General features: G+C 51.4%; 16 protein-coding genes. 1 reads left to right on the forward strand and 15 read right to left on the reverse strand.

Annotated elements, in window-relative coordinates; all coding sequences use genetic code 11:
- Window positions 1-183: 183 nt before the first annotated feature.
- From VGN67_RS05255 to VGN67_RS05295, 9 genes are all read right to left on the reverse strand, one after another.
- Window positions 184-2610, reverse strand: coding sequence for an ABC transporter permease (locus VGN67_RS05255; RefSeq protein ID WP_327485728.1), 2427 nt, complete (start codon window positions 2608-2610; stop codon window positions 184-186).
- A gap of 84 nt (window positions 2611-2694) precedes the next feature.
- Window positions 2695-5139 carry an ABC transporter permease gene (locus tag VGN67_RS05260; RefSeq protein WP_327485729.1) on the reverse strand — a complete coding sequence of 815 codons (2445 nt, stop codon included), beginning with the start codon at window positions 5137-5139 and terminating at the stop codon, window positions 2695-2697.
- Window positions 5140-5261: 122 nt separating this feature from the next.
- The gene (locus tag VGN67_RS05265; protein ID WP_327485730.1) at window positions 5262-7631 is read right to left on the reverse strand and encodes an ABC transporter permease; all 2370 of its coding nucleotides are present in this window, start codon (window positions 7629-7631) and stop codon (window positions 5262-5264) included.
- Between the two features lie 87 nt (window positions 7632-7718).
- The gene (locus VGN67_RS05270; RefSeq protein ID WP_327485731.1) at window positions 7719-10112 is read right to left on the reverse strand and encodes an ABC transporter permease; all 2394 of its coding nucleotides are present in this window, start codon (window positions 10110-10112) and stop codon (window positions 7719-7721) included.
- 128 nt (window positions 10113-10240) lie between these two features.
- On the reverse strand, window positions 10241-12649 hold the full coding sequence (locus tag VGN67_RS05275) for an ABC transporter permease (protein ID WP_327485732.1): 2409 nt from the start codon (window positions 12647-12649) through the stop codon (window positions 10241-10243).
- Window positions 12650-12907: 258 nt separating this feature from the next.
- On the reverse strand, window positions 12908-13951 hold the full coding sequence (locus VGN67_RS05280) for a DUF4097 family beta strand repeat-containing protein (protein WP_327485733.1): 1044 nt from the start codon (window positions 13949-13951) through the stop codon (window positions 12908-12910).
- Between the two features lie 202 nt (window positions 13952-14153).
- The gene (locus VGN67_RS05285; protein ID WP_327485734.1) at window positions 14154-14519 is read right to left on the reverse strand and encodes a hypothetical protein; all 366 of its coding nucleotides are present in this window, start codon (window positions 14517-14519) and stop codon (window positions 14154-14156) included.
- 40 nt (window positions 14520-14559) lie between these two features.
- Window positions 14560-14820 (reverse strand): Kazal-type serine protease inhibitor domain-containing protein, encoded by a 261-nt coding sequence (locus tag VGN67_RS05290; protein ID WP_327485735.1) that lies wholly within the window; start codon window positions 14818-14820, stop codon window positions 14560-14562.
- A 202-nt stretch (window positions 14821-15022) separates the two neighbouring features.
- Window positions 15023-15457 carry a CBS domain-containing protein gene (locus VGN67_RS05295; RefSeq protein WP_327485736.1) on the reverse strand — a complete coding sequence of 145 codons (435 nt, stop codon included), beginning with the start codon at window positions 15455-15457 and terminating at the stop codon, window positions 15023-15025.
- A 142-nt stretch (window positions 15458-15599) separates the two neighbouring features.
- On the opposite strand from VGN67_RS05295, the gene VGN67_RS05300 reads away from it, so the two are divergent.
- Window positions 15600-15815 (forward strand): hypothetical protein, encoded by a 216-nt coding sequence (locus tag VGN67_RS05300; RefSeq protein ID WP_327485737.1) that lies wholly within the window; start codon window positions 15600-15602, stop codon window positions 15813-15815.
- A 65-nt stretch (window positions 15816-15880) separates the two neighbouring features.
- On the opposite strand, the gene VGN67_RS05305 is transcribed toward VGN67_RS05300, so the two are convergent.
- The 6 genes from VGN67_RS05305 to VGN67_RS05330 form a co-directional block, all read right to left on the reverse strand.
- The gene (locus tag VGN67_RS05305) at window positions 15881-16885 is read right to left on the reverse strand and encodes an FAD:protein FMN transferase (RefSeq protein ID WP_327485738.1); all 1005 of its coding nucleotides are present in this window, start codon (window positions 16883-16885) and stop codon (window positions 15881-15883) included.
- A complete protein-coding gene (gene nqrF / locus VGN67_RS05310; RefSeq protein WP_327485739.1) occupies window positions 16885-18189 on the reverse strand; it encodes an NADH:ubiquinone reductase (Na(+)-transporting) subunit F in 1305 nt (434 codons plus the stop codon). The genes VGN67_RS05305 and nqrF overlap by 1 nt, the downstream gene beginning before the upstream one ends.
- A gap of 6 nt (window positions 18190-18195) precedes the next feature.
- Window positions 18196-18810: an NADH:ubiquinone reductase (Na(+)-transporting) subunit E gene (nqrE, locus tag VGN67_RS05315; protein WP_327485740.1), complete on the reverse strand. Its 615-nt coding sequence runs from the start codon at window positions 18808-18810 to the stop codon at window positions 18196-18198.
- A 111-nt stretch (window positions 18811-18921) separates the two neighbouring features.
- Complete coding sequence (locus tag VGN67_RS05320; protein WP_327485741.1) at window positions 18922-19629, reverse strand: NADH:ubiquinone reductase (Na(+)-transporting) subunit D; 708 nt, start codon at window positions 19627-19629, stop codon at window positions 18922-18924.
- Between the two features lie 42 nt (window positions 19630-19671).
- Window positions 19672-20409, reverse strand: a complete 738-nt coding sequence (gene nqrC / locus VGN67_RS05325; RefSeq protein ID WP_327485742.1) for an NADH:ubiquinone reductase (Na(+)-transporting) subunit C — start codon at window positions 20407-20409, stop codon at window positions 19672-19674.
- Window positions 20402-21559 carry an NADH:ubiquinone reductase (Na(+)-transporting) subunit B gene (locus VGN67_RS05330; protein ID WP_327485743.1) on the reverse strand — a complete coding sequence of 386 codons (1158 nt, stop codon included), beginning with the start codon at window positions 21557-21559 and terminating at the stop codon, window positions 20402-20404. The genes nqrC and VGN67_RS05330 overlap by 8 nt, the downstream gene beginning before the upstream one ends.
- Window positions 21560-21578 lie beyond the last annotated feature (19 nt).

Genomic DNA, 21578 nt, shown 5'->3' on the forward strand with positions numbered 1-21578 from the left:
CTGTAGGCAGTAGGCTTTAGGCTTACTTTTTACATTGGAGCCTTCAGTGCCGCCCCTCACGGGGCTTTACCAGTTAATTCCCTGCTTTTGCTACTAAGGTGTGGCTCCTAAGGAGCTTTTCCCCTACCATTTAGGACTTTCCTATTTTTCATTCTTCATTTGTCACTTTTAATTAAATCCCCCCTACTCCGCTTTCAGCGACTTCACCGGATTCATCAGGGCAGCTTTTATACTCTGAAAACTGATAGTCAGCAGGGCAATGACCACCGCCAGCAGTCCCGATAGCGCTACCATCCACCAGCTCAGGTCAATTTTATAGGCAAACTCCTGTAGCCAGCGGTCCATGAGGTACCAGGCCACCGGGGTAGCTACCAGCAGGGCCAGCAGCACCAGCGTCAGGAACTCCCGCGACAGCAGGGTCACAATACTACCCACGGAAGCCCCCAGTACCTTTCGTACCCCGATTTCCTTGGTCCGGCGCTGGGCGGTGAACGTAGCCAGCCCAAACAGGCCGAGGCAGGCGACGAAAATGGTCAGACCGGCAAACAGGCCCAGAATGCGGCCCATCTTCTGCTCGGCCTTGTAGGTAGCGTTAAAGCGCTCGTCCAGAAAGGAATAAGTAAAGGGCCGCTCGGAGCCAAACTCACCCCACTTCTTTTCGAGGGTAGCCAGCAGGCCGGGTATATCGTCGGTCTGTACTTTGGCAATAAGTGTACCGGCTCCGGCTCCCAGGGTCATCACCAGCGGCGATATCCGCTCGTGCAGCGATTTGAAATGAAAGTCTTTTACCACACCAATCACCCGGTAGGTCTGGATACTTCCCTGGTTGTCGGCGTGGGTCAGGGTACGGCCCAGCGCAGTCTCTTCCCAGCCCAGGGTGCGGGCGGCGGTTTCGTTCAGAATGATTCCGGTTGAATCGGTACCGTATTCTCTGGAAAAATTCCGGCCGGTCGCCATTTGCATACCCAGGGTAGGTATATAGGCTTCGTCTACCTCGTAGCGCAACGTCAGGACCAGCTGCGACGGCTTATCAGCGGGCGTCACCGAATAATTGTTGTTGTAGGACGGCCCGGCGGGCAGGTACCCGGAGGTACTTACGCTCTGGACGCGGGGGTCCTGCTGTAGCTCGTCGCGGAATACCGACTGCTTTATTCCCAGCCCCCAGGCATCGGGCAGTACCAGTACCTGCTTTTTGTTGTATCCTAATTTTTTGTTCTGAATAAAGTTAAGCTGCTGTTGTACCACCAGGGTACCTATCATCAGCAGGATGGCGATAAAGAACTGAAACACCACCAGTCCGCTCCGCAAACTGACGCCCGACCTGCCAGCCCCACGGGGCTGGCCGCCTTTAAGTACCTTGAGGGGCTGGAACGAAGACAGGAAAAAGGCCGGGTAGCTCCCCGCCAGTACCCCTACTCCCAGGCCGAAAGCCAGCAGGGTCGGCAGTAGCCAGCTTATATCCCTCAGCCCCAGCGAAAGTACCTTACCCGACAGCTCGTTGAATAGGGGTAAGGAGATTCCCACAAATAGCAGAGCCAGCAGCAGAGCCAGCGAAGTAAGCAGCAGCGACTCAAGCAGGAACTGCCAGGTCAGGGCCCAACGGTCAGAGCCCATTACTTTCCGGACCCCTACCTCCTGCGCCCGTCGGAAGGCACCGGCCGTAGATAAATTCATAAAATTGATGCAGGCAATCAGCAGCATAAACAGGGCAATGGCTCCGAATATGTACACGTAGCGGATGTCGCCGTTTACGCCCAGGTCATACGCGAAGTCCGAGTGCAGGTGAATGTCCGTAAGCGGTTGCAGGAAGAGGCCCAGTTCGTTGCCTTTTTCGCGAAACTGCGCAAATGTCATTCCGAAGGCCTGCTGTACCTGCGGCCCCATGTACTTCTCTACCACCTGCGGGAGCTTGGCTTCCAGCCTGCGGTAGTCGTAGCCTTCGGGCAGTACCAGGTAGGTAAAGTACTCCGACGTCATCCAGGAGTCGGAACGGGCATCCGCCCGACTGGCCATTGAACCAAAAATATCAAAATGAAAATGTGAGTTGGCAGGTACTTCTTCAATAATGCCGGTGACGGTACAAACCGCGTTTCCGTCTTTGAAGGTAAGGGTTTTGCCAATGGGGTCTTCGTTGCCGAAGTACTTTTCAGCCGTAGCACGGGTCAGTACCACAGTGTTGGGCTGAGTCAGCGCGGTTTTTACATTACCTTTCACAAAAGGAAGGGTAAATACCTGAAAAAAGTTGGGGTCCACGAAGGCCATTTTTTCCTCGTGAAAAAGCTTGTTGCCGTGCGAAATGAGGGGGAAACCAGCCTGACGCAGGCGCGTAGCTTCCTCTACTTCGGGGTACTCGGCCCGGAGTGTCTGGGCGGTGGGTGGCATCACATGCGCTTCTTTCATAGTACCGCCCTGCATGGAGCCACGGAAGTACACGCGTACAATCCGGTCGGCTTTTTCATGGTAGCGGTCGTAGTTCAGCTCGTCAAATACGTACAGGCTAATGAGCAGACAGGTTGCCAGCCCCAGGGCCAGTCCTACGATGTTGATGGCCGAAAAAGCACGGTTCCGCACCAGATTCCGCCAGGCTATTTTGATGTAGTTATTAATCATGGTTATTTTTATTTAAGGAGAAAGGAGAAAGGGAGAAACGTAAACTGCTTTCGGCACTTTCCTCCCTTCTAACCTTTCCTCCTCCTATTCCGTTTTCAATGATTTTACCGGATTCATGAGGGCGGCCCGGATACTCTGGTAGCTTACCGTCAGGAAGGCAATGAGTACGGCCAGTACACCCGCCAGCACAAAGGCCCACCAGGGTATGTCAATGCGGTAGGCGAAGTCCTGCAGCCAACGGTCCATGGCGTACCAGGCCACCGGTGCGGCAATGATAAGCGCAATTAGTACCAGCTTCAGAAAATCAATGGAAAGCAGGGTCACAATGCTGGCCACCGTAGCACCCAGTACTTTCCGGATTCCGATTTCCTTGGTTCGCTGCTGAATGATATAAATGGCCAGCCCCAGCAAACCCATACAGGCGATGAGAATAGCCAGTAACGAGAAAAGGCTGAATATCCGCTGCGATACCTGTTCGGAGCGGTAAAGAGCGCCCCAGTCCGATTCCAGAAAAGAATAGTGGAAAGGCTGCTCGGGCAGGTACTTCTTCCAGATCTGTTCAGTACGGGCAATTAGGGCCTGCGGATCTTCGGATTGGATACGGACGACAATCCGGTTGTCGGAGCGGCCAACCCAGCGGTTGTTCAGCACGAACAGCGGTGCGATACGCTGGTGCAGCGACTGGTAGTGAAAGTTTTTCATAACGCCTACAACGGTATAGGCTACCTCAGCACCGTCGGCGCCGTCAAAGTCCGTTGGGCTCAGAATTTTCTTGCCAATGGGGTCGGTCAGCCCCAGTTCCTTAGCAGCTTCTTCGTTGATGACCACGGACAAAGAATCATTAAAGGATTTGGAAAACGCCCGGCCCGCCTGCATATTTATCTTCATGGTCTGCAGGTACCCATCATCCGCTATGGTACCGCGGCCGGTTACGGTTTCAGTTTCACCATCCTTCCGGAAAATAATTCCAAAAAAGCCGCCTTCCGACCCTGGCGTAGCGTTGGTACCTCCTACCGCTTCCACGCCCGCTATCTGCCCGACTTCCTGCTTGAACGCCTCCGTATTTGGCCCCAGGAAACCCGCGCCCTGTAGGTTCACCACGGCCTCCTTGGTAAAGCCCAGTTCCTTGTTCTGCAGGTACCTGAGCTGGGTCAGCACGACCAGCGTGCAGATGATGAGAATAATGGAAATGGAAAACTGAAATACCACCAGCCCGTTGCGCAGCAGGTGGCCCTGGCTGGTCGACATAAATTTGCCTTTAAGTACCTTGATGGGTTCAAAGGAAGAAAGTACCCCCGCCGGATAGCTGCCCGCCCCCAGACCGATAAGTACCGCCAGCAGCAGCATGAGGGGCAGCGTGTCCCAGCGAATCAGGAAGTCCGCCGGAAGTTGCTTTTCGGCCAGCGCATTGAAAAAGGGCAGCAGCAATAGTACCAGCAGGAGCGACAGCACAAAACTGAACAAACTCAGCAGTACCGACTCGGTCAGGAACTGCATAGCCAGCTGGCTCCGGTGCGAACCCAGCGCTTTCCGGATACCTACTTCCCGCGCCCGCTCGGACGAGCGCGCCGTAGCCAGATTCATGAAGTTGATGCAGGCAATGAGCAGTACAAATACCGCAATAACAGAAAATATATAAACGATTTTACGGTTACCGTTGGGCCTTAGTTCAGCTTCCAGGTTAGAGTCCAGGTGGATATTCCGCGCCGGCTGCAGAAAGTAGTAGTAGCCGTTGCCTGCCTTAATGTAATCCTGGTAGGAAACACCAAAGCTACGCTGTATTTCCCCGGCGGCGTACTTTTCCACCAGGGCGGGGAGCTTTCTTTCTACGGCCTGCGGGTCACTGTTGGGTTTCAGCAGCAGGTAGGTTACCGCGGCAAAACCAACATGGTTGACCTGCTCCGCAAAGGGAAACCCTTTGGTACTTACCAGAAAGTCGAAGGTGAAGTGGACATTAGCAGGCAAATCTTCGCATACACCTGTTATCTCCAGCTGTGGCCCCTGCACTATTTCCAGGGTTTTACCCACCGGATTTTCTTTTTTAAATATTCGCTCAGCGGTACTCTTCGTCAGTACTACCGTATTGGGGCGGCTAAGTACCTGATCGGGTTGGCCCTGCAGCAGCGGTACCTGAAACACCCGAAAAAAACTGGTATCGGCCAGCATCACGTTGCGCTCCTCCAGCGTCTGCCCCTGGTACTTCATCAGGGTGCCCACACCATTGCCCCCGAATTGAATCAGCCGCACGGCCTCCTCTACCTCGGGTAGCTCGCGCTTCACATCCTGGGCGTAGGAAGGCGGGATAATAGCGTACTTCGTCACGCGGTCGGGGTACTTACGCTCCAGCGCCATGCGGTAAATCCGTTCGCCGTTGGGCCAGTAGCGGTCAAAGCTCAGCTCATCTGCCACGTACATCACAATAAGAATACAGCAGACCATCCCGATAGCCAGTCCGACGATGTTGATAGCGGTGTTGACCTTGTTCTTCAACAGGTTCCGCCAGGCGATTTTGAGGTAGTTTTGTAGCATAGGTTCTTTGTTGCTGTAGGCTTTATGCTGTAAGCTATTGCTTTTAAATGGGTGGCAGAGACGCAGGATTTTGCGTCTCTACGTCAGGCACTTTCGCACATTTTTAATTAAACATTAATCTATCACTCGCTCCGCAGCGATTTAACCGGATTCATTAACGCAGCTTTGACAGCCTGAAAACTAACTGTAACCAGCGCAATGGTAACTGCCAATATTCCGGCTACGGCAAACATCCACCAGGAAATAGAAATCCGGTAAGCAAAGTCAGCTAACCACTGATCCATGAAATACCACGCCAGCGGACTGGCAATCAGAACGGATACTAGGACAAGTACCAGGAAGTCCTTACTGAGTAACATGGTGATACCCGTCACGGAAGCACCTAGTACTTTACGAATACCAATCTCTTTGGTACGTTGCTCGGCCAAGAGTGTAGTGATACCAAACAGCCCCAGGCAGGAAACAAAAATGGCAATCATAGTAAACCAGCTAACAATCTGCATAGTGCGCTGTTCGGACTGATGCAGGGCCTCAAACTCTTCGTCGAAAAACGAATACGCAAAGGGAACATCGGGTACTATTCGCTTCCATTTTGTGTCCAGAGCTGAAAGAGTTTTGGGCAATTCAGTGGTATTCAGTTTAATTGAAATCTGTGAAAACCAGCTAGGCTCCATAAAGATGTACAGCGGGGCAATGGCTTCGTGCATAGATCTAAAATGAAAATCTTTTACCACCCCAATAACATCGCCTTCCGGACGTCCCACCGCACTCAAGCCTATTTTTTGTTGCAGAGGATTTTTCCACCCCAACGCTTTAGCCGCCGTTTCGTTGATCAGATAAGACTGACGATCACTGGGAAAATTCCGGGAGAAACCACGCCCTTCGGCTATTTTAATGTCGTAGGTTTTTAGAAAATCTTCGTCCACCACCAGACACCGCATAGCAGGCATGGTAGCAGGAGTGAATCCCTTTATATCTACCGGCATTCCATAGTCACTACCTCCGGGACGATTTCCCGAAGCCGAAATGTGCACTACCCCCCTGGTTTGTTCAAGTTCCTGTTTTATGTATTCAATTTTCTCAGGAGTTTGCAAATGGTCTGGTAGTTCAATGGTAATAATCTGTTCTTTATCAAAGCCCAGGTTTTTGGTTTGAATAAATTTCTGCTGACTAATAATCACCAGCGTAGCGATAATCATAAATACTGAAATAGCAAATTGAAACACTACTAAGCCACTTCTCAGGAAGGCATTACTCCTTACTGACACCTGCCCGCTCAACGCTCTGATGGGATTAAACGCTGACATGACAAATGCCGGATAGCTACCCGAAATAATGCCAACAAAGAGGATCATCACCAGGCAGGTACTCACCAATGCAGGATTCAGAAAATCAAATTTTAGGCTCCATCCAAAATAGGAGTTTAGAAAGTGCAGGCCAATGTAAGCAAACGCAATGGCCAGCACCGCCGCCAACACACTCGTGAGCAGCGACTCGGCGAGAAATTGGTATACTAGCGCACTTTTTGCTGCTCCCGAGGTTTTTCTGACCCCTACTTCTTTGGCCCGCAAACTTGCCCGTGCAGTACTTAGGTTGATAAAGTTAATGCTGGCAATCAACAGAATAAATAGACCTACAAATCCGAAAATATAGAGGTACCTGACATCAGTTCCTGTACCTATTTCACGGAACAACTTTGAGTACAAATGGATGCTGGTGAGGGGCTGTAAAAAGGGTGTATACATATCAGCCTCCCCGGGTTTCATGTTTTGGGTAAGCATGTGTTTAAGCTGACCTTCCACTTTCGGGTAGCTAGCTCCATCCTTCAGCAAAAAATATGTATAAAAATGATTGAATCGTACCCAATCCTGCTGTTCCGGATCTTTAAGCGTAGCCATCGAGATCAGGTAGTCGAAGGTAAAGTGCGAGTTAGCGGGAACATCTGCAAGGACGCCAGTTACACGATATTCTTCCTCGTTATTCGTACGCAGTACCTTACCAATGGGATCTGAATTGCCGAAATATTTATTGGCCATAGAACGGCTAAGGATGATGGTATTGGGTTCACTCAATGCTTTCTGCAGATTACCCTCCTCCAAATTCCAGCTAAAAACATTAAAAACTCCGGCGTCAGCAAAGAATCCATTAGATTCATAGAATTGCTTTTCATCGTAGTTCAATACAAGTTTGCTGGCAAACACAAATCGAACTACTTTCTCTATCTCCGGAATCGTTAGCTGAGCAGTAAGCCCCCAGGGGCCAGATACTTTGGCAATTCCATTTTCAAAAGAAGAGTTTTTCATCTCCGTAGCTAGCCGAAAGATCCGGTCTTTCCGGCTATGGTATCGGTCATAGCTTAGCTCATTCTGCACATATGTGAAAATCAGCAAACAACAGGCAAAACCAATGGTAATACCTAGGATGTTCAGGCTACTCAGCACCCGATTTTTAATCAGGTTCCGCCAGGCGATTTTGAGGTAGTTCTGGAGCATAGTTTTTTAAGGATAAAGGGTACGAAAGAAGGAAAGGAGGAATGGGAAAAAGGAAAACTACTTTCCTGCTTTCCTCCCTTTCTCCTTCTATTCCGTTTTCAATGATTTCACCGGATTCATAACGGCGGCCCGAAATGAACGGTACCCTACCGTAAGGCCGGCAATTACCAGTGTAGCGGTGATAGCCAGGGCAAATATGCCGAATCCGATTTCGATTTTATACTTAAACTCCGCCAGCCATTTATTCATGACCCACCAGGCCAGCGGTGCCGCCACTACAAAGGCAATAATGACCAACCGCACAAATTCTTTTCCAAACAGCCACAAAATGCTCTCCACACTGGCTCCCAGTACTTTGCGAACACCTATTTCTTTCGTCTTCTGCACCGCCATGAACGAAATCAGACCGTATAGCCCCAGGCAGCCAATGAAGATAGCCACCCCCGAAAAGAACTGAATCAGTCGCAGCATAATGGCGTCCAGCTCGTAGAAGGAGGCAATACGCTCGTCCAGAAACTCCTGCCGGTATACAAATTCGGGGAAAGTCTCACTCCATATTTTTTCAATAGCCGTCAGCGTGGGTTTTACGTTGTCCAGGTTAATTTTTACGCCGTAGTTCTGGTACCGGTTAATGTCGGACATGATGCAGACCGGGCTGATGTCGGTCCGGAACGAGTAGTTATAAAAATCCTTCACTACCCCTACGATGGGGGCCGTAATAGTACCTCCGTTGACGCTGAGTTGCTTACCAATAATCTCCTCCGGCGATTTTAGCCCCAGCTTCTTAACCAGCATTTCGTTTACCACAAATTCGCGGGTGGTGTCGGAGGGAATAATGTTGCGGCCCGCTACCAGTTTCAGACCAAAAGTAGGTATGTACTGGTCGTCGGCATTCTTCATGTTGATCGAAAATACTTCGTCTTCGGTGCGGGTGTCGAAGCGGAGGCCGGTGCTGCTGTTGGAGGAAGCCGCCGGGGCCTGGTAGCAAAAGGAGCTTCCGGTTACGCCCGCGACCTGCTCAATCCGGCTGCGCAGGGTACTTAGCTTGGCCCCATCCCGGACCGGCACGGGCAGCATCACCACCGCATCTTTATTAAAGCCCAGATCCGACTCCTTGGAGTAGCGCATCTGGTCGGCTATGACGATAGTACCAATAATAAGTACCTGCGAAATGGCAAACTGCGTAATAACCAGTCCGCGCCGCAGGCTAAAACCCCCTACGTTTTTCTGGGCTAATTTGCCCTTTAGCGCCTGCATGGGCTGGAAGCCCGCCAGAATCAAACCCGGATACGAGCCCGAGAAGAAAACCACTACCACCAGCAGTACCCCTACAAAAGTCAGCAGGTAGTAGTCCTGAAACAGATTGATAGAAATCTGCGATTCAAAAAGCTGATTGACGTACGGCAGCGCTATCAGCGCCATACCAAAGGCAACGACCAGCGCGAACAGGGTAATTAGGGCGGTTTCGGAAATAAACTGCCAGAACAGCTGCGCGCGCAGACCGCCCAGTACTTTGCGTACGCCTATTTCCTTGGCGCGGGTCAGGGCCTGCGCCGTGGCCAGATTTATAAAGTTAACACAAGCGGTAATAATCAGGAACAGCCCCACCAGCGCCAGCGCCCACAGGTTTTTCTTTTCTACGTAGCCACCCAGGTCCGGGTTGAAGTGGATATCAGAAATGGGCTGGAGCTTAAACTGAAACACCTTGGCCCCTTCGGCGTCGTAGTACTTTTTGGACATGGCCGGCAAGGCCTTCTCCACCGTAGCCTGCGTCACGCCCGGCTTTAGCAGCACAAAGCAGTTCATCCCGCTGAATACGCCCCCCCAGCTATCGTCGCCAGCCAGCCAGGCATTCTGGTCTTTCAGGTTAGCGTACGAAAGGTAAATCTCCTGACGGCGGTCGGTGGTAGCGGGCAAATCCTGCAAAACACCCGTCACTTTGTGGTTGAACCGATTGTCGAGCCGGATGGTCTGGCCGATGGGATTTTCATTGCCAAAGTACCGGGTAGCTACGCTTTGGGTAATTACAGCCGTATTGGGTTCGGACAGAGCCGTTTTCTTATCGCCTTTTACCAGTGGAAAATCCATAACTTCAAAAAACTCAGGATCAGCATACGCCACTCCCTGCTCTTCCTGAAACTTCTTGTTGTCCCGTGACTGGGGCAGCGACAGGAGCTGATTTTCGTAAGCTATCACGCGGGCTACTTTTTCGGCAAAGGTATAGTCATTCCGAAAGGCCTTTCCCAGCGGGCCGGGTACGCCACCCGAGTAGCTCACTTCTTCGCTATGAAACTCGGTAATAACACGGTATATCCGGTCCGAATTGGGGTGAAAGGTATCGTAGCTCAGGTGGTACTTCACCAGCGTAAAAATCAGGATCGCGCAGGTAATACCCAGCGCCAGACCGGCAATGTTGATAAAAGCGTAGGCTTTGTGACGCTTTAAGTTCCTAAAGGCAATTTTAAAGTAATTCTTGATCATGGCTATATTAGGTAGTTAGCTAATAGCGGTTAGGTATTAGTTATTTGAATGCAAGAGGTCGTGTATTCTTCCTGAGAAAAGCGGCCGCCGCGCGGCGATGGTCCGCCATTACGGCCGCCTTTCCCGCTTTACTCCGATTTTAAACTTTTCACCGGGTTCATCAGAGCGGCTTTCAGCGATTCGTAGCTGGCGGTAATCAGGGCCACCAGGAACGTCAGGGCAATGGCCAGCAGCATGATACCGGCGCCAATGGGTATCTTGTACTCGTAGTCTTCCAGCCAGGCTTTCATCAGGTACCAGCCCGCGGGCGCGGCAATCAGGAAAGCCACGGCAATCAGGACAACGATTTCTTTGCCAAACAAGGCCAGAATACTACCCAGGCTGGCCCCAAGTACTTTGCGCACCCCTATTTCCTTGGTTTTTTGCGAAGCCATAAACTTCACCAGACCGTACAAGCCCAGGCAACCTATTAAGATGGCAATGAAGGAAAATACCCGGATGAGTTTCAGCATCACATTTTCGAGCTGGTAACTTTCGGCAATGCGCTGGTCCAGGAATTTCTGCTCGTAGAGGTGGTCGGGAAAGTACTCGTTCCAGAGTTTCTCCACTGCCTGCATGGTCTGCTGCAGGTTGGCGGTGTTGAGTTTTACGCCGCAGGCATAGTGTATATTCTTGGAGGTAAATATGGCTACGGGGTCAATGTCGTTCTGGAAGGAAGTATTGTTCCAATTCTTGAGTACCCCATAGATCGGCGCGGTAGTACCCCATAATTTAAGATTTTTGCCTACGGCCTCGCTGGGCGACTTCAGTCCCAATCGTTCCACTACTTTTTCGTTGATCAGGTACCCCCGGATGGTATCGCTCTCGGGAATATTCTGTCCGGCTATCAGTTGCAGGCCAAAGGTTTCGATATAGTGGTGGTCGGCATTTTTGGTATTCATCTGCCACACTTCGTCTTTCTGGCGCGTATCAAAACGGAAGTTGGAGGTATTGTTGGAATTGTCGGTGGGCATAAACAGGCAGAAAGAGGCATCCGCTACGCCGGGAATAGACCGCAGCCTTTCTCGGAAAGTAGCCTGGTTTACCTTGTCCGGAGCGGGTACGGGTATCTGCACAATTCCTTTGGTTTCGTAGCCGACGGATTTATTCAGCATAAAATCGACCTGATTATTCACCACCAGCGTACAGATCACCAGCAGCTGAATCAGCACAAACTGAAACACGATCAGGGCCCGACGTACCGACATACCCCCGATTTGCCGGGTAGTGACGGCACCTTTCAGGGCCAGTACCGGCCGGAAGCCCGCCAGTATTAAGCCCGGATACGAACCAGCCAGCAGTACCACCACCACCAGAAGCCCCGACAGAAACAACCACAGAGTAGCGTCGTTCCAGGCTACGGTGGCGGGCCAGCCGTTTTCCTGATCGAGCCATTCGCCGATATTGGGCAGCAGCATGGTGGCTATACCCACCCCAACTACCAGCGCCGCCAGCGTAATAAGGGTTGTTTCAGTCAGAAACTGAACGAATACCTGCGAATGGGTACCGCCAATGGATTTGCGCACACCTACTTCCTTGGAGCGGCGCAGCGCCTGCGCCGTAGCCATATTGATAAAGTTAAAGCAGGCCGTTACGATCAGAAACAAACCGATGGCACCCATGATATAAATCCACTTCATGGGCATGGAGCCGTAGTAGGTCTCGGAGTGGTGCATGTCGGTGTAGGGTACCAGGTGGTGAAAGTACTGCTTGTAATCATCACCGTGGTACTTCTTGTTGAGTGCTTCCAGTTGCTTCCGCACCTGCGTGACGCTGGTGTTCGGGGGGAGCAGGGTGAAGCAGTAGGTATTGGAGTTAACGCCCCCCCACTGCTCCAGGTCGGGGCCGCCGTACCGGTACTTGGGGTTGGCGCCCAGGGTAGCAAAGGACACAAAAAACTCGTAGGGCAGGTCGCTGTTGGGGCTGGGGTTGCTGACAATGCCCGTTACTTCCAGATCCAGCTGATTGTCCAGCCGGATTACTTTACCGATGGGGTCCTGTTTGCCAAAGTACTTCTCGGCCATTTTCTCACTAAGTACTATGGTATTGGGTTTGGTCAGAGCCCGCTTCGCATCATTGACCAGCCAGGTATAGTCAAAGATGGAGAAGTACTCGGGTTGCACGTAGGCTGATCTTAACCCTTCTTCCTTGAACTTCTTCCCGGGCTTGCCTTCGCTGTTGAGCGTAGCCAGCAACAGGTCATAAGCTCCTACGCACATGGCGGTGGTGAGGTTGGGCATCTCGGTACGCATGGCCTTCCACATCGGCGGAGGTACCCCCCGCGAGTAGCTGCTGCCGTCAAACTTAAACTCCGTGGTTACCTGGTAAATACGTTCACTGTTGGCGTGGTAATCGTCGAAGGTGGTTTGAAACCGGACAAACCAGAAAACCAGCAGGGCGCAGGCCAGCCCCAGCGACAGACCCGCTACGTTGAGCAGCGCGTAGACCTGGTTACGAATCAGGTTTCTCCAGGCGATCTTTACGTAATTAAACAGCATGGTGAAAATAGTTGTGGCTAATAAATAGATAGACTTGTTGATAGTGTCCTCCTGTCGGAGAAAATGTTCATGGCTAATAGATGGATTTGTAAAGTGCTCCACCCGGGCAGGTACTATACTTTAATTAAAAGCTATGCCAAGCTTTACTATCTTTTGATAATCAGCATTTTAACCCGCCTATAAAAAACAAAAGTGTCCGAAATCGGACACTTTTGTTCGCCTGTGAACAGGCTATAAAACCTTTATTTAATCTGATTCCTAATTCACGTATACGCTACCGCTGTTGGCTGTTAATTTTACCGGAATGCCACCGCCGTTCATACTACCCTGCACGCGGTCTTTGTCGGCGCGGCCGTTGAAATTTTTGAGCGGTGAATTTATATTTACTTTGTTACCGCGCAGATCCAGGTCCAGTCCTTTGTCCATGGGCATGTGTACCCGCACACTACCCGCCGAGGTGGACAGGGTCACGTAGTCGCCGAGGCGGTCAAAATCTACTTCGATGGCCCCCGCGCTGGTGCTGGCTCTCAGGCTGCCGGCAACCTTAGCCAGCCGAATAGACCCACCCGAAGTACTGGTATTGAGTGCGCCTTTGATGGCGTCCCCTTTGATACTACCCCCGCTGGTCATAGCCTCGATGTCACCATCCAGGTTATTAAGCGTAATGCTACCGCCTGATGTTTTAAGGGCAATTTTTCCGTTCAGATCATTCGCTCTGATACTGCCTCCGCTCGTGGTCAGTTCCACGTCTTTGGTACATTTGTCTACCTCTATGCTACCGCCGGAGGTACGTCCGCGCACTACGCCATCCAGGTCATGTACCTTTATGCTGCCGCCGCTGGTGGTAAAATTCTGCTCGCCCGTCAGGGAGGCGATCCGGATGCTGCCGCCGCTGGTGCGGAGGTTGGTCTGCATGGTACGGGGGGTATATACTTTGAAACCGATAGAAAGTCCGCGCTTCCAGTCGTTGTTGTCACGGTTGCGGCGTTTGGCGGTGGCGATTACGGTACTGCCTTCGGTACGGATATCAATCTCATACTCTTTGAGGCGATCTTCCAGCTCGGCCTGGCTCAGGTTGTCACGGCCGTTCCAGTTGTTGGCCTGCACGTACATATCGACCTTAACGCCGTTGCTGTTGGTACCTTCCACCGCAATGGAGCCGCCGGAGGTTTCCACGCGCAGGTTGCTCAGGGAGCCCGAAAAGGTTTTGGTCGAGTAGGGAGTTTCTTTGTTGGATTGGGCGTAGGCCGCAAAAGTGGCTACCAGGGCCAACAGAAGTACAAGTACAGCTTTATTTTTCATGGTTGTTGTTTGGTTATTTTTGGAAAGATGTAAAAATGGAGCGGTAGGTTGCTTTACCGCTTATTATTTTCTCTCTTCTCCTTATTAAAACAACTATACCTTTAAGTACAAGTACTTGATTAACAATTTTTTAAGTAAAATACAAAATAAAAAAGTGCCCGGTATCGGACACTTTCTGTACGCAGACGAACAGTAGTTTCTGCTATTTCTTTTTGATTTCAAGTACTTCAATTTCGGTAAATTCACCCGTTTTTCCCCAGCCGCACTGTACCTTTTGGGTGCCACTGGTGGCGCGGTACTTAATGGTAATGGGCGTAAAGCTGTAGCTGTTCTGGGTTTTCCATTCCGGCACCGCCGCTTTCACTTTACTTTCCGTAGCTTTGGTGGGTACGTAATTTTGAAAATTGGCTTCTTTACCCGGCTGTACTTCAATGTGCCAGTCGCAACCGTCGGCCGCCAGGTTACTAACAATGGTAGCTTCCGTTTCTACCACATTTTCTAAGGGTACTTCATTTTCCTGGCAACTTACCCAGGCCAGCAAACCAAACATAAGAATTAAGACTTTCATCACGGCTATTATTTAAGAGTCAAACATTAGTAAAACAAAACTAATCGGCGGCGGCGCAGGCCCCTTTGGTAAAGCGGGTAATACCTACGGCCAGGGCCTCACAATCGTTTGAATAGGTTTTTCCGTTGCACCCACACACCGGAGCATATATCTGATAACAGATTTCGTCGCCCCGCGGCTTTTCCTGACAATCTGCCACCACCTCCTCTTGTTGACAGCCCAGGAAACTGCCAACCAGCATTAGTACCAATACGCTTATTCTCGAAAACGGCTTCATAGTTTCACCTCCTTTCATTTTCATAGGTTAACCTCCTTTTATTTCTGATTTCTCTAAAGATTCTTGCCAGCTCCCATTGGTTGGAATAGCTGCTAAAAATTTTAAACCAGAAAAGTGGGAAAAGTGGCTTACAAAACAGACCATAGCCAAAAAGGTCACCTGCCGATTAGATGACCTAAATGGAATCAGATACTGAAAGGGAGAAGTAGAGTAATTACGATAAGTCTCAGGCGTGGGTAATGTACTGCTCCAGAAACTGTATGTGCTGCCGCTGTTCGTACATAATGGAGTTAACTATGTCGCCAATGCTCAGTACGCCTACTACCTTTTCCTGATCGACCACGGGCAGGTGCCGGATCTTTTTTTCGCTGAACATTTTCATACACTCCTGAATACCCATGTCGGCCGACACGGTAAATACGTGCGCCGTCATAACCTCGCTGATGGGCGTGCTTTTGGCTTTGCGCCCCTGAATGATTCCTTTGCGGGCGTAGTCGCGCTCGGAAAAAATACCCGCCAGTCTTTCACCGTCCAGTACCACCACGGCCCCGATGTTTTTCTCGGACATGAACAGCAGGGTATCAATGACCGAAGTTTCCGGCGCTACGCTCCATACGACGGAGGTAGGCTTGTCATCCAATAATTTTTTTACTGAAATCATAACAGTTTCATTTTGAGAAGGTAAGGGAGAAGAAGAATCTGCCGAATATAGGCAATGGCTACATATAATCCAAATAGTTATAGGATAATTATTAAATTTTTATTTAAGGCAAATAGCTTTATATTTACTAAAAAAGAAAGCTATGGTTCCTGTCCTCATTGTATCGGTGGTGCTGGTGCTGATCGGATTTTTCCTGTTCAGTCTGCGCCTGCTCTTTGTCAAGAATGGGGAGTTCAGGGGTACCTGCGCCAACAACAATCCCTACCTCCGGAAAGATGGCGCTGCCTGCGGGGTATGCGGGCGAAAAGCGGGGGAAGCCTGCGAGAAGCAGGAGGATCTGGTGAAAAGCGAAGAGTGAAAAGCGAAGGCTGCACTGTCTCATTTTCCTCATCCCTCGTCCGAAGCCAATTCAGCATTCTACACTCACTCCTTCTCCTCCACGAATCCCGGCGTACTGTAGGTCTGTAAGGTACCTTCATCTCCTTCGTAAATTCCGTAAAGTTCCAGATTACGCGCTTTGGCAATCGGCAGGGCTTTTTCCAGTCCCATCACCAGAAAGGCCGTAGCGTAGGCGTCGGCGGTCATGCAGTCGTCGGCAATAACCGAGATACTTAATAAGCGGTGGGTAATGGGGTAGCCCGTGTGCGGGTCAATAGCGTGGCTGTACCGGCGGCCGTCGCGCTCAACGAACTTGCGGTAGCTGCCCGAAGTAGCCAGTGCACGCCCGCTGAGGGGTACTACCGTCTGTAGAGGACGACCCGCCTCGCCCTTATCGGTGGGCTTGTCGATGCCGATGTGCCAGGTTTCGCCGCGTTCGTTCTCACCCTCGGCCCGTACTTCACCCCCCACCTCGACCAGGTAGTTTTTGATGCCTTTGCTTTTGAAAAACCCGGCGATAACGTCTACCGTATAGCCCTGGGCGATGGCGTTGAAATCAATTTCTATTCCGGAAATATCTTTCAGCAACCTGCCCTCTTCCAGCCGTGTCCTCTGGTATCCTACCCATCGGAGCAGACTATCTACCCGGGCCGAGTCGGGTTGGGGCAGGCCTTTTTTGTAGCTAAATCCCCACGCTTTTACCAGCGGCCCCACGGTAGGGTCGAAGTACCCTTCGGTGTCGGCTGCTACTTCCTGCGCCCGCCGGAACACAGTTGTAAAATGCGGATCAGCGCGTACATAGGAGCGGTTGGCATTGAAGCCACTAATGACGGAAGTACTATCCCAGAGCGACATACTGTGGTCAATCACCCGAAAAAGGCTGTCCACAGCATGCGAATAGTCTCTGGCTAACGAATCGTTATAAACGATCCGGAAGGTAGTACCCTGGGCCTGCCCTTCGAGGTGCGTATAGTTCTTCCGGGTAGACTGGCACCCTGCCAGCAACCCCGCCCAGATTACTATTATAACACAGATAAACTTTAACTTCATTAACCACCAAAATCATCAAAGGCCACGTTCTCGGAAGGGATACCCCAGTCGTCCGCCATTTTGAGTACTGACTGGTTCATCATGGGCGGACCGCAGAAGTACACTTCCAGGTCTTCGGGGGCCGGATGCTTCGCCAGGAATTCTTTGATAACCACATTGTGCACAAACCCGATAAAGCCGTCGCCTTCCGGATCATCAATATCTTTTTTGACGGTCCAGTTATCTTCCGGCAAGGGGCCGTCCAGCGCTACTACAAACTTGAAATTAGGAAATTCTTTTTCAATCTGCCGAAACTCATCAATGTAGAACAGCTCTTTACGGGTACGGCCGCCGTAAAAGAACGTTACCTTCCGTTTGGTCCGGAGCGTATGGAACAGGTGGAACAAGTGCGAGCGCATGGGTGCCATACCCGCGCCTCCGCCCACGTACAGCATTTCGCGGTCGGTTTCTTTGATAAAAAATTCACCGTAGGGTCCCGAAATCGTTACCTTGTCGCCGGGTTTCAGATTGAAAATATAGGAGGAAGCTACCCCCGGGTTTACGTCCATCCACCCATTGCGGGCGCGGTCGAAGGGCGGCGTGGCAATCCGGACGGTCAGCTTTACGATGTTGCCTTCGGCGGGGTGGTTGGCCATGGAGTAGGCCCGGAAGAGCGGTTCGTCGTTGACCATGCGGAGGGGCCACAAGCCAAATTTGTCCCAGTCTTCCTTGAACTTCGTGGGCGAATCGTGGTAGAGCGGGTGGGCCGTAATGTCCATATTTTTGTAATCCACGGCCGTTTCCGGAACGTCAATCTGAATATAGCCGCCGGCTTCAAAGTCCAGGTGTTCGCCCTCGGGCAGCTTTACCTCAAATTCTTTGATGAAAGTAGCCACGTTGTAGTTGGAGGAAACGGTACATTCCAGTTTTTTTACTCCGAATACTTCATCCGGTACCCTGATGGTCATATCGTCCTTCACCTTTACCTGACAGGCCAGCCGGATATGGTCCTGAACCTGCCGCCGGTTGAGGTGGTTGGTTTCGGTGGGAAGTACCTCCCCGCCTCCTTCGTAAATCTGGCACTTGCACATGGCGCAGGTACCTCCCCCACCGCAGGCCGAAGCCAGGAATATTTTCTGGTCGGCCAGGGTAGACAGCAGCGTCGCACCGGGCTTGACGATGATAGGCGTTTCCTGATTTCCGTTAATGACAATAGCCACGTCCCCCTGAGGTAGCAGCCGTTCCTTGGCCACCAGAATCATAAAGGCCAGAACCAGAATGATGAGGATAAATACGATAACACTGGATGAAAGAACTGGTAGCATAGGGGATCAAAGTTGAATTCCGGAAAAACTTAAGAAAGCCATACCCATCAGCGCCGTAATAATCATGGCGATACCCAGCCCCTGCAGGGGCTCCGGAATGTTGGAATAGCGAAGCCGCTCCCGGATACCCGCCAGCAGTACAATGGCCAGAAAAAACCCGATACCGGCCCCGAGCGAAAACACGGTCGTTTCCAGGAAGGTATACTGCCGCTCCTGCATAAACAGCGAAGTACCCAGGATGGAGCAGTTAACGGTAATGAGCGGGAGAAAAATACCCAGCGACGCGTACAGGACCGGCACAAACTTCTCCACGGACATCTCGACCAGTTGCACGGCACCCGCGATGGTAGATATAAACAGGATAAAGGCCAGGAAGGTCAGGTCGACTGAGGCCAGCGACGGATGTACCCACGCCAGGGCACCTTCACCCAACATATAAGTCAGGATAAGGTAGTTGAGCGGGGTAGTCAGCAGCATCACGAAAATAACCGCCAGCCCCAGCCCGAAGGCGGTTTTGATTTTTTTGGATACGGCCAGGAACGAACACATCCCCAGAAAAAAGGCGAAGATGACATTCTCAATAAAAATAGCCCGGATGAAAATATTGATTAGCTCTTTCATAGTAGCTGTTAGAAGTTAGCCAGGTAGCCCATAGCTTAGTTGAAAATTTGACAAACTGAGCAGCTACTCTGCCCAGGTACTTACCAGCAATCAGGCAATAGTAGTAGCCTGTCAGGACACATTCACGAGCTTGGGTTTTCGGCTGCGCTGCCACCAGATATAGATCCCGATCACAAACAGCGCCGCCGGGGGCAGTACCATCAGGCCGTTGTTGACGTAGCCCATATCGTACACCCACTGCGGTATTACCTTGTAGCCAAACAAGGTACCTGCCCCGAATAACTCCCGGAAAAACGCGACCATAATCAGGATTAGTCCGTAGCCAAGGCCGTTGCCGACCCCGTCCAGAAACGAAGGCCAGGGTTTCTGCCCCAGGGCAAAAGCTTCCAGTCGTCCCATTACAATGCAGTTGGTAATGATGAGTCCGACAAATACCGACAACTTTTTACTGATGTCGAACATGAAGGCTTTCAGCAACTGGTCCACAATAGTCACGAGCAACGCCACTACTATTAACTGCACAATTATCCGGATCCGGTTGGGTATGGTACGGCGGAGCAGGGAAATAATGAGATTGGAAAAGGCAACGACAAAAATAACTCCGAGCGTCATGATCAGCGCCGGCTTTACCTGCACCGTTACGGCCAGGGCCGAGCAGATACCCAGTACCTGTACGGTTACCGGATTGGTGTCGTCCAGTGGGTCCCGCAGGGTCTGGATATTTTTTTTGGAAAAAAGCGCCTCTTTCTTCTTCACCGGAACCGCCAGCGGCGGGGCCGCCTCTTCCCTCAGGGTGGTTAGTTCTTCTTCTTCGTTCATAGTCAATTACATAATTAGCTTATACATAACTTACTGACTCTCTTACTTAGGTTGATTGGCACTCACCAGAGCACCGGAACTCTTTATTTTTTCAAAATAGGTCAGGTAGGGAGCCAGTCCATCTTTGATCATCTGGTCTGTGCCGCGCGAGGTAATGGTCCCGCCCGAAATGGCATCTACCCGGTACATTTGGCCGTATTCGAGTTTGTCGGTTTTCTTGATTACGCTCACCGACACAAACTGCCCGTCGTCCGTCATGATCTTTTTACCTCTGAACTGGTCCTGAAAGGCCTTTTCGGAAATCTCAGCGCCCAAACCGGGGGTTTCGCCTTTGTGGTCAAAGAAGGCACCGTAGATGGTATTGAAGTCGCTTTCGAGCGAAAGGTACCCCCAGATAGGCCCCCAAAGCCCCACGCCACGCACCGGAACAATGAAGTACTTCTCCTGGTTTTCGCCGGTATAGATGTACAGCGGCAGCCGGCGTTCTTTCCAGTCTTTATCGTTTTCTTCTTTCATGTCAATGGAAGTAGCCGCTACGTTTTCCAGCTTTTCACCGGAGGCATTAAGTACCAACTCTTCAATGCGGCTTGAATACGTTTGCTCAATCTCCTGCCGCTCCGACAGGTCGAGCCGGACGGCTTTCAGAATATTAGACTTGGTATCCAGCGCGACGTTGATTTCCTGGGCGGGCCGCAGGCCCTCGGCGGTTACGGCCAGAATCACCGCCGTTACTATTGACAGTACGGCGGCATATATAAGGGTATATTGGTTGCTATGCACGTTTGAGGCGTTTTTTGATGTGTTGTTCCACTACTACATGATCGATCAGGGGCGCGAATACATTCATCAGCAGAATAGCCAGCATCACCCCTTCCGGATAAGCTGGATTGAATACCCGCAGTACCACCGTAAATGCTCCGATCAGGATTCCGTATACCCACTTACCCTTTTCGGTATGCGCCGCACTCACGGGATCAGTCGCCATGTACACGGCCCCAAACGCGAAGCCGCCCATGAGCAGGTGGTAATAGGCCGGGGTGTGCATGGCGTGGGTAGGTACATCAACCGGCGCCAGGCCGTTCAGCAGTAGCCCCATCCCCAGTACTCCCAGCACGCAGGATACTATGATTTTCCAGCTCCCTACCCCTGTTACAATGAGCAGTATTGCCCCCAGCAGACAGGCAAAGGCGCTGGTTTCGCCGATGGAGCCCGCCTCAAAGCCCCAGAACATATTCGCCACCGAGGGGGTATTGGCGTAGTTGGTGTCAAAGGCTACCAGGCTGGTAGCGCCGGAGTAGGCGTCAACCAGGGCATAGCCGGGCTCGGGCGAAAGGTCTACCCATACGTCGCCGGTCATGTAGGCCGGGAAGGCAAAAAACAGGAAAGCCCGGGCCAGCAGCGCCGGATTCATGAAATTCATACCCGTACCGCCAAATATTTCCTTGCCCAGTACGGTACAGAAAATAGCCGCCAGGCCTACCATCCAGAGGGGAATGGTGACGGGCAGGGTCAGCGGAATCAGCAGGCCCGTCACCAGGTACCCTTCGCTTACCTGATGCCCCCGCAGCACCGCAAAAATAAATTCAACCCCCAGCCCCACGGCGTAGGATACAATAACAATGGGAAGTACCTTCTGAGCGCCGAAGAGAAAATTGTCCAGAAAGGAAACCTGCATGCCGTAGGCCAGGTAGTGCTGGTTGCCTACGTTCCACATACCGAACAGCAGCGTAGGTATCATGGCCACCACCACTGTAAACATGGTGCGTTTCAGGTCCATGGCGTCGCGGATGTGTACCCCGTTGTCGCTGGTATGACCGGGTACAAACAGGAAGGTTTCCAGAGCATCAAAAGCCGGATGAAGCTTTTCGAGGCGACCACCTTCTTTGAAGTGTGGCTTTACGGTGTCGACTAGGGTACGGATTTGTTTCACGGGCACAGGCAGTCTTTGG

The organism is Telluribacter sp., assembly GCF_035998675.1.
Taxonomy (GTDB): domain Bacteria; phylum Bacteroidota; class Bacteroidia; order Cytophagales; family Spirosomataceae; genus Telluribacter.

What these genes read in the sequence shown, in the direction of transcription:
- VGN67_RS05300 (WP_327485737.1), top strand. Translation starts at nt 15,600, where the DNA reads ATGGTTCCTGTCCTCATTGTATCGGTGGTGCTGGTGCTGATCGGATTT.
- VGN67_RS05270 (WP_327485731.1), bottom strand. Translation starts at nt 10,112, where the DNA reads ATGATCAAGAATTACTTTAAAATTGCCTTTAGGAACTTAAAGCGTCAC.
- VGN67_RS05255 (WP_327485728.1), bottom strand. Translation starts at nt 2,610, where the DNA reads ATGATTAATAACTACATCAAAATAGCCTGGCGGAATCTGGTGCGGAAC.
- nqrF (WP_327485739.1), bottom strand. Translation starts at nt 18,189, where the DNA reads ATGCTACCAGTTCTTTCATCCAGTGTTATCGTATTTATCCTCATCATT.
- VGN67_RS05280 (WP_327485733.1), bottom strand. Translation starts at nt 13,951, where the DNA reads ATGAAAAATAAAGCTGTACTTGTACTTCTGTTGGCCCTGGTAGCCACT.
- VGN67_RS05285 (WP_327485734.1), bottom strand. Translation starts at nt 14,519, where the DNA reads ATGAAAGTCTTAATTCTTATGTTTGGTTTGCTGGCCTGGGTAAGTTGC.
- VGN67_RS05305 (WP_327485738.1), bottom strand. Translation starts at nt 16,885, where the DNA reads ATGAAGTTAAAGTTTATCTGTGTTATAATAGTAATCTGGGCGGGGTTG.
- VGN67_RS05260 (WP_327485729.1), bottom strand. Translation starts at nt 5,139, where the DNA reads ATGCTACAAAACTACCTCAAAATCGCCTGGCGGAACCTGTTGAAGAAC.
- VGN67_RS05320 (WP_327485741.1), bottom strand. Translation starts at nt 19,629, where the DNA reads ATGAACGAAGAAGAAGAACTAACCACCCTGAGGGAAGAGGCGGCCCCG.
- VGN67_RS05275 (WP_327485732.1), bottom strand. Translation starts at nt 12,649, where the DNA reads ATGCTGTTTAATTACGTAAAGATCGCCTGGAGAAACCTGATTCGTAAC.
- nqrE (WP_327485740.1), bottom strand. Translation starts at nt 18,810, where the DNA reads ATGAAAGAGCTAATCAATATTTTCATCCGGGCTATTTTTATTGAGAAT.
- VGN67_RS05265 (WP_327485730.1), bottom strand. Translation starts at nt 7,631, where the DNA reads ATGCTCCAGAACTACCTCAAAATCGCCTGGCGGAACCTGATTAAAAAT.
- VGN67_RS05295 (WP_327485736.1), bottom strand. Translation starts at nt 15,457, where the DNA reads ATGATTTCAGTAAAAAAATTATTGGATGACAAGCCTACCTCCGTCGTA.
- VGN67_RS05290 (WP_327485735.1), bottom strand. Translation starts at nt 14,820, where the DNA reads ATGAAAATGAAAGGAGGTGAAACTATGAAGCCGTTTTCGAGAATAAGC.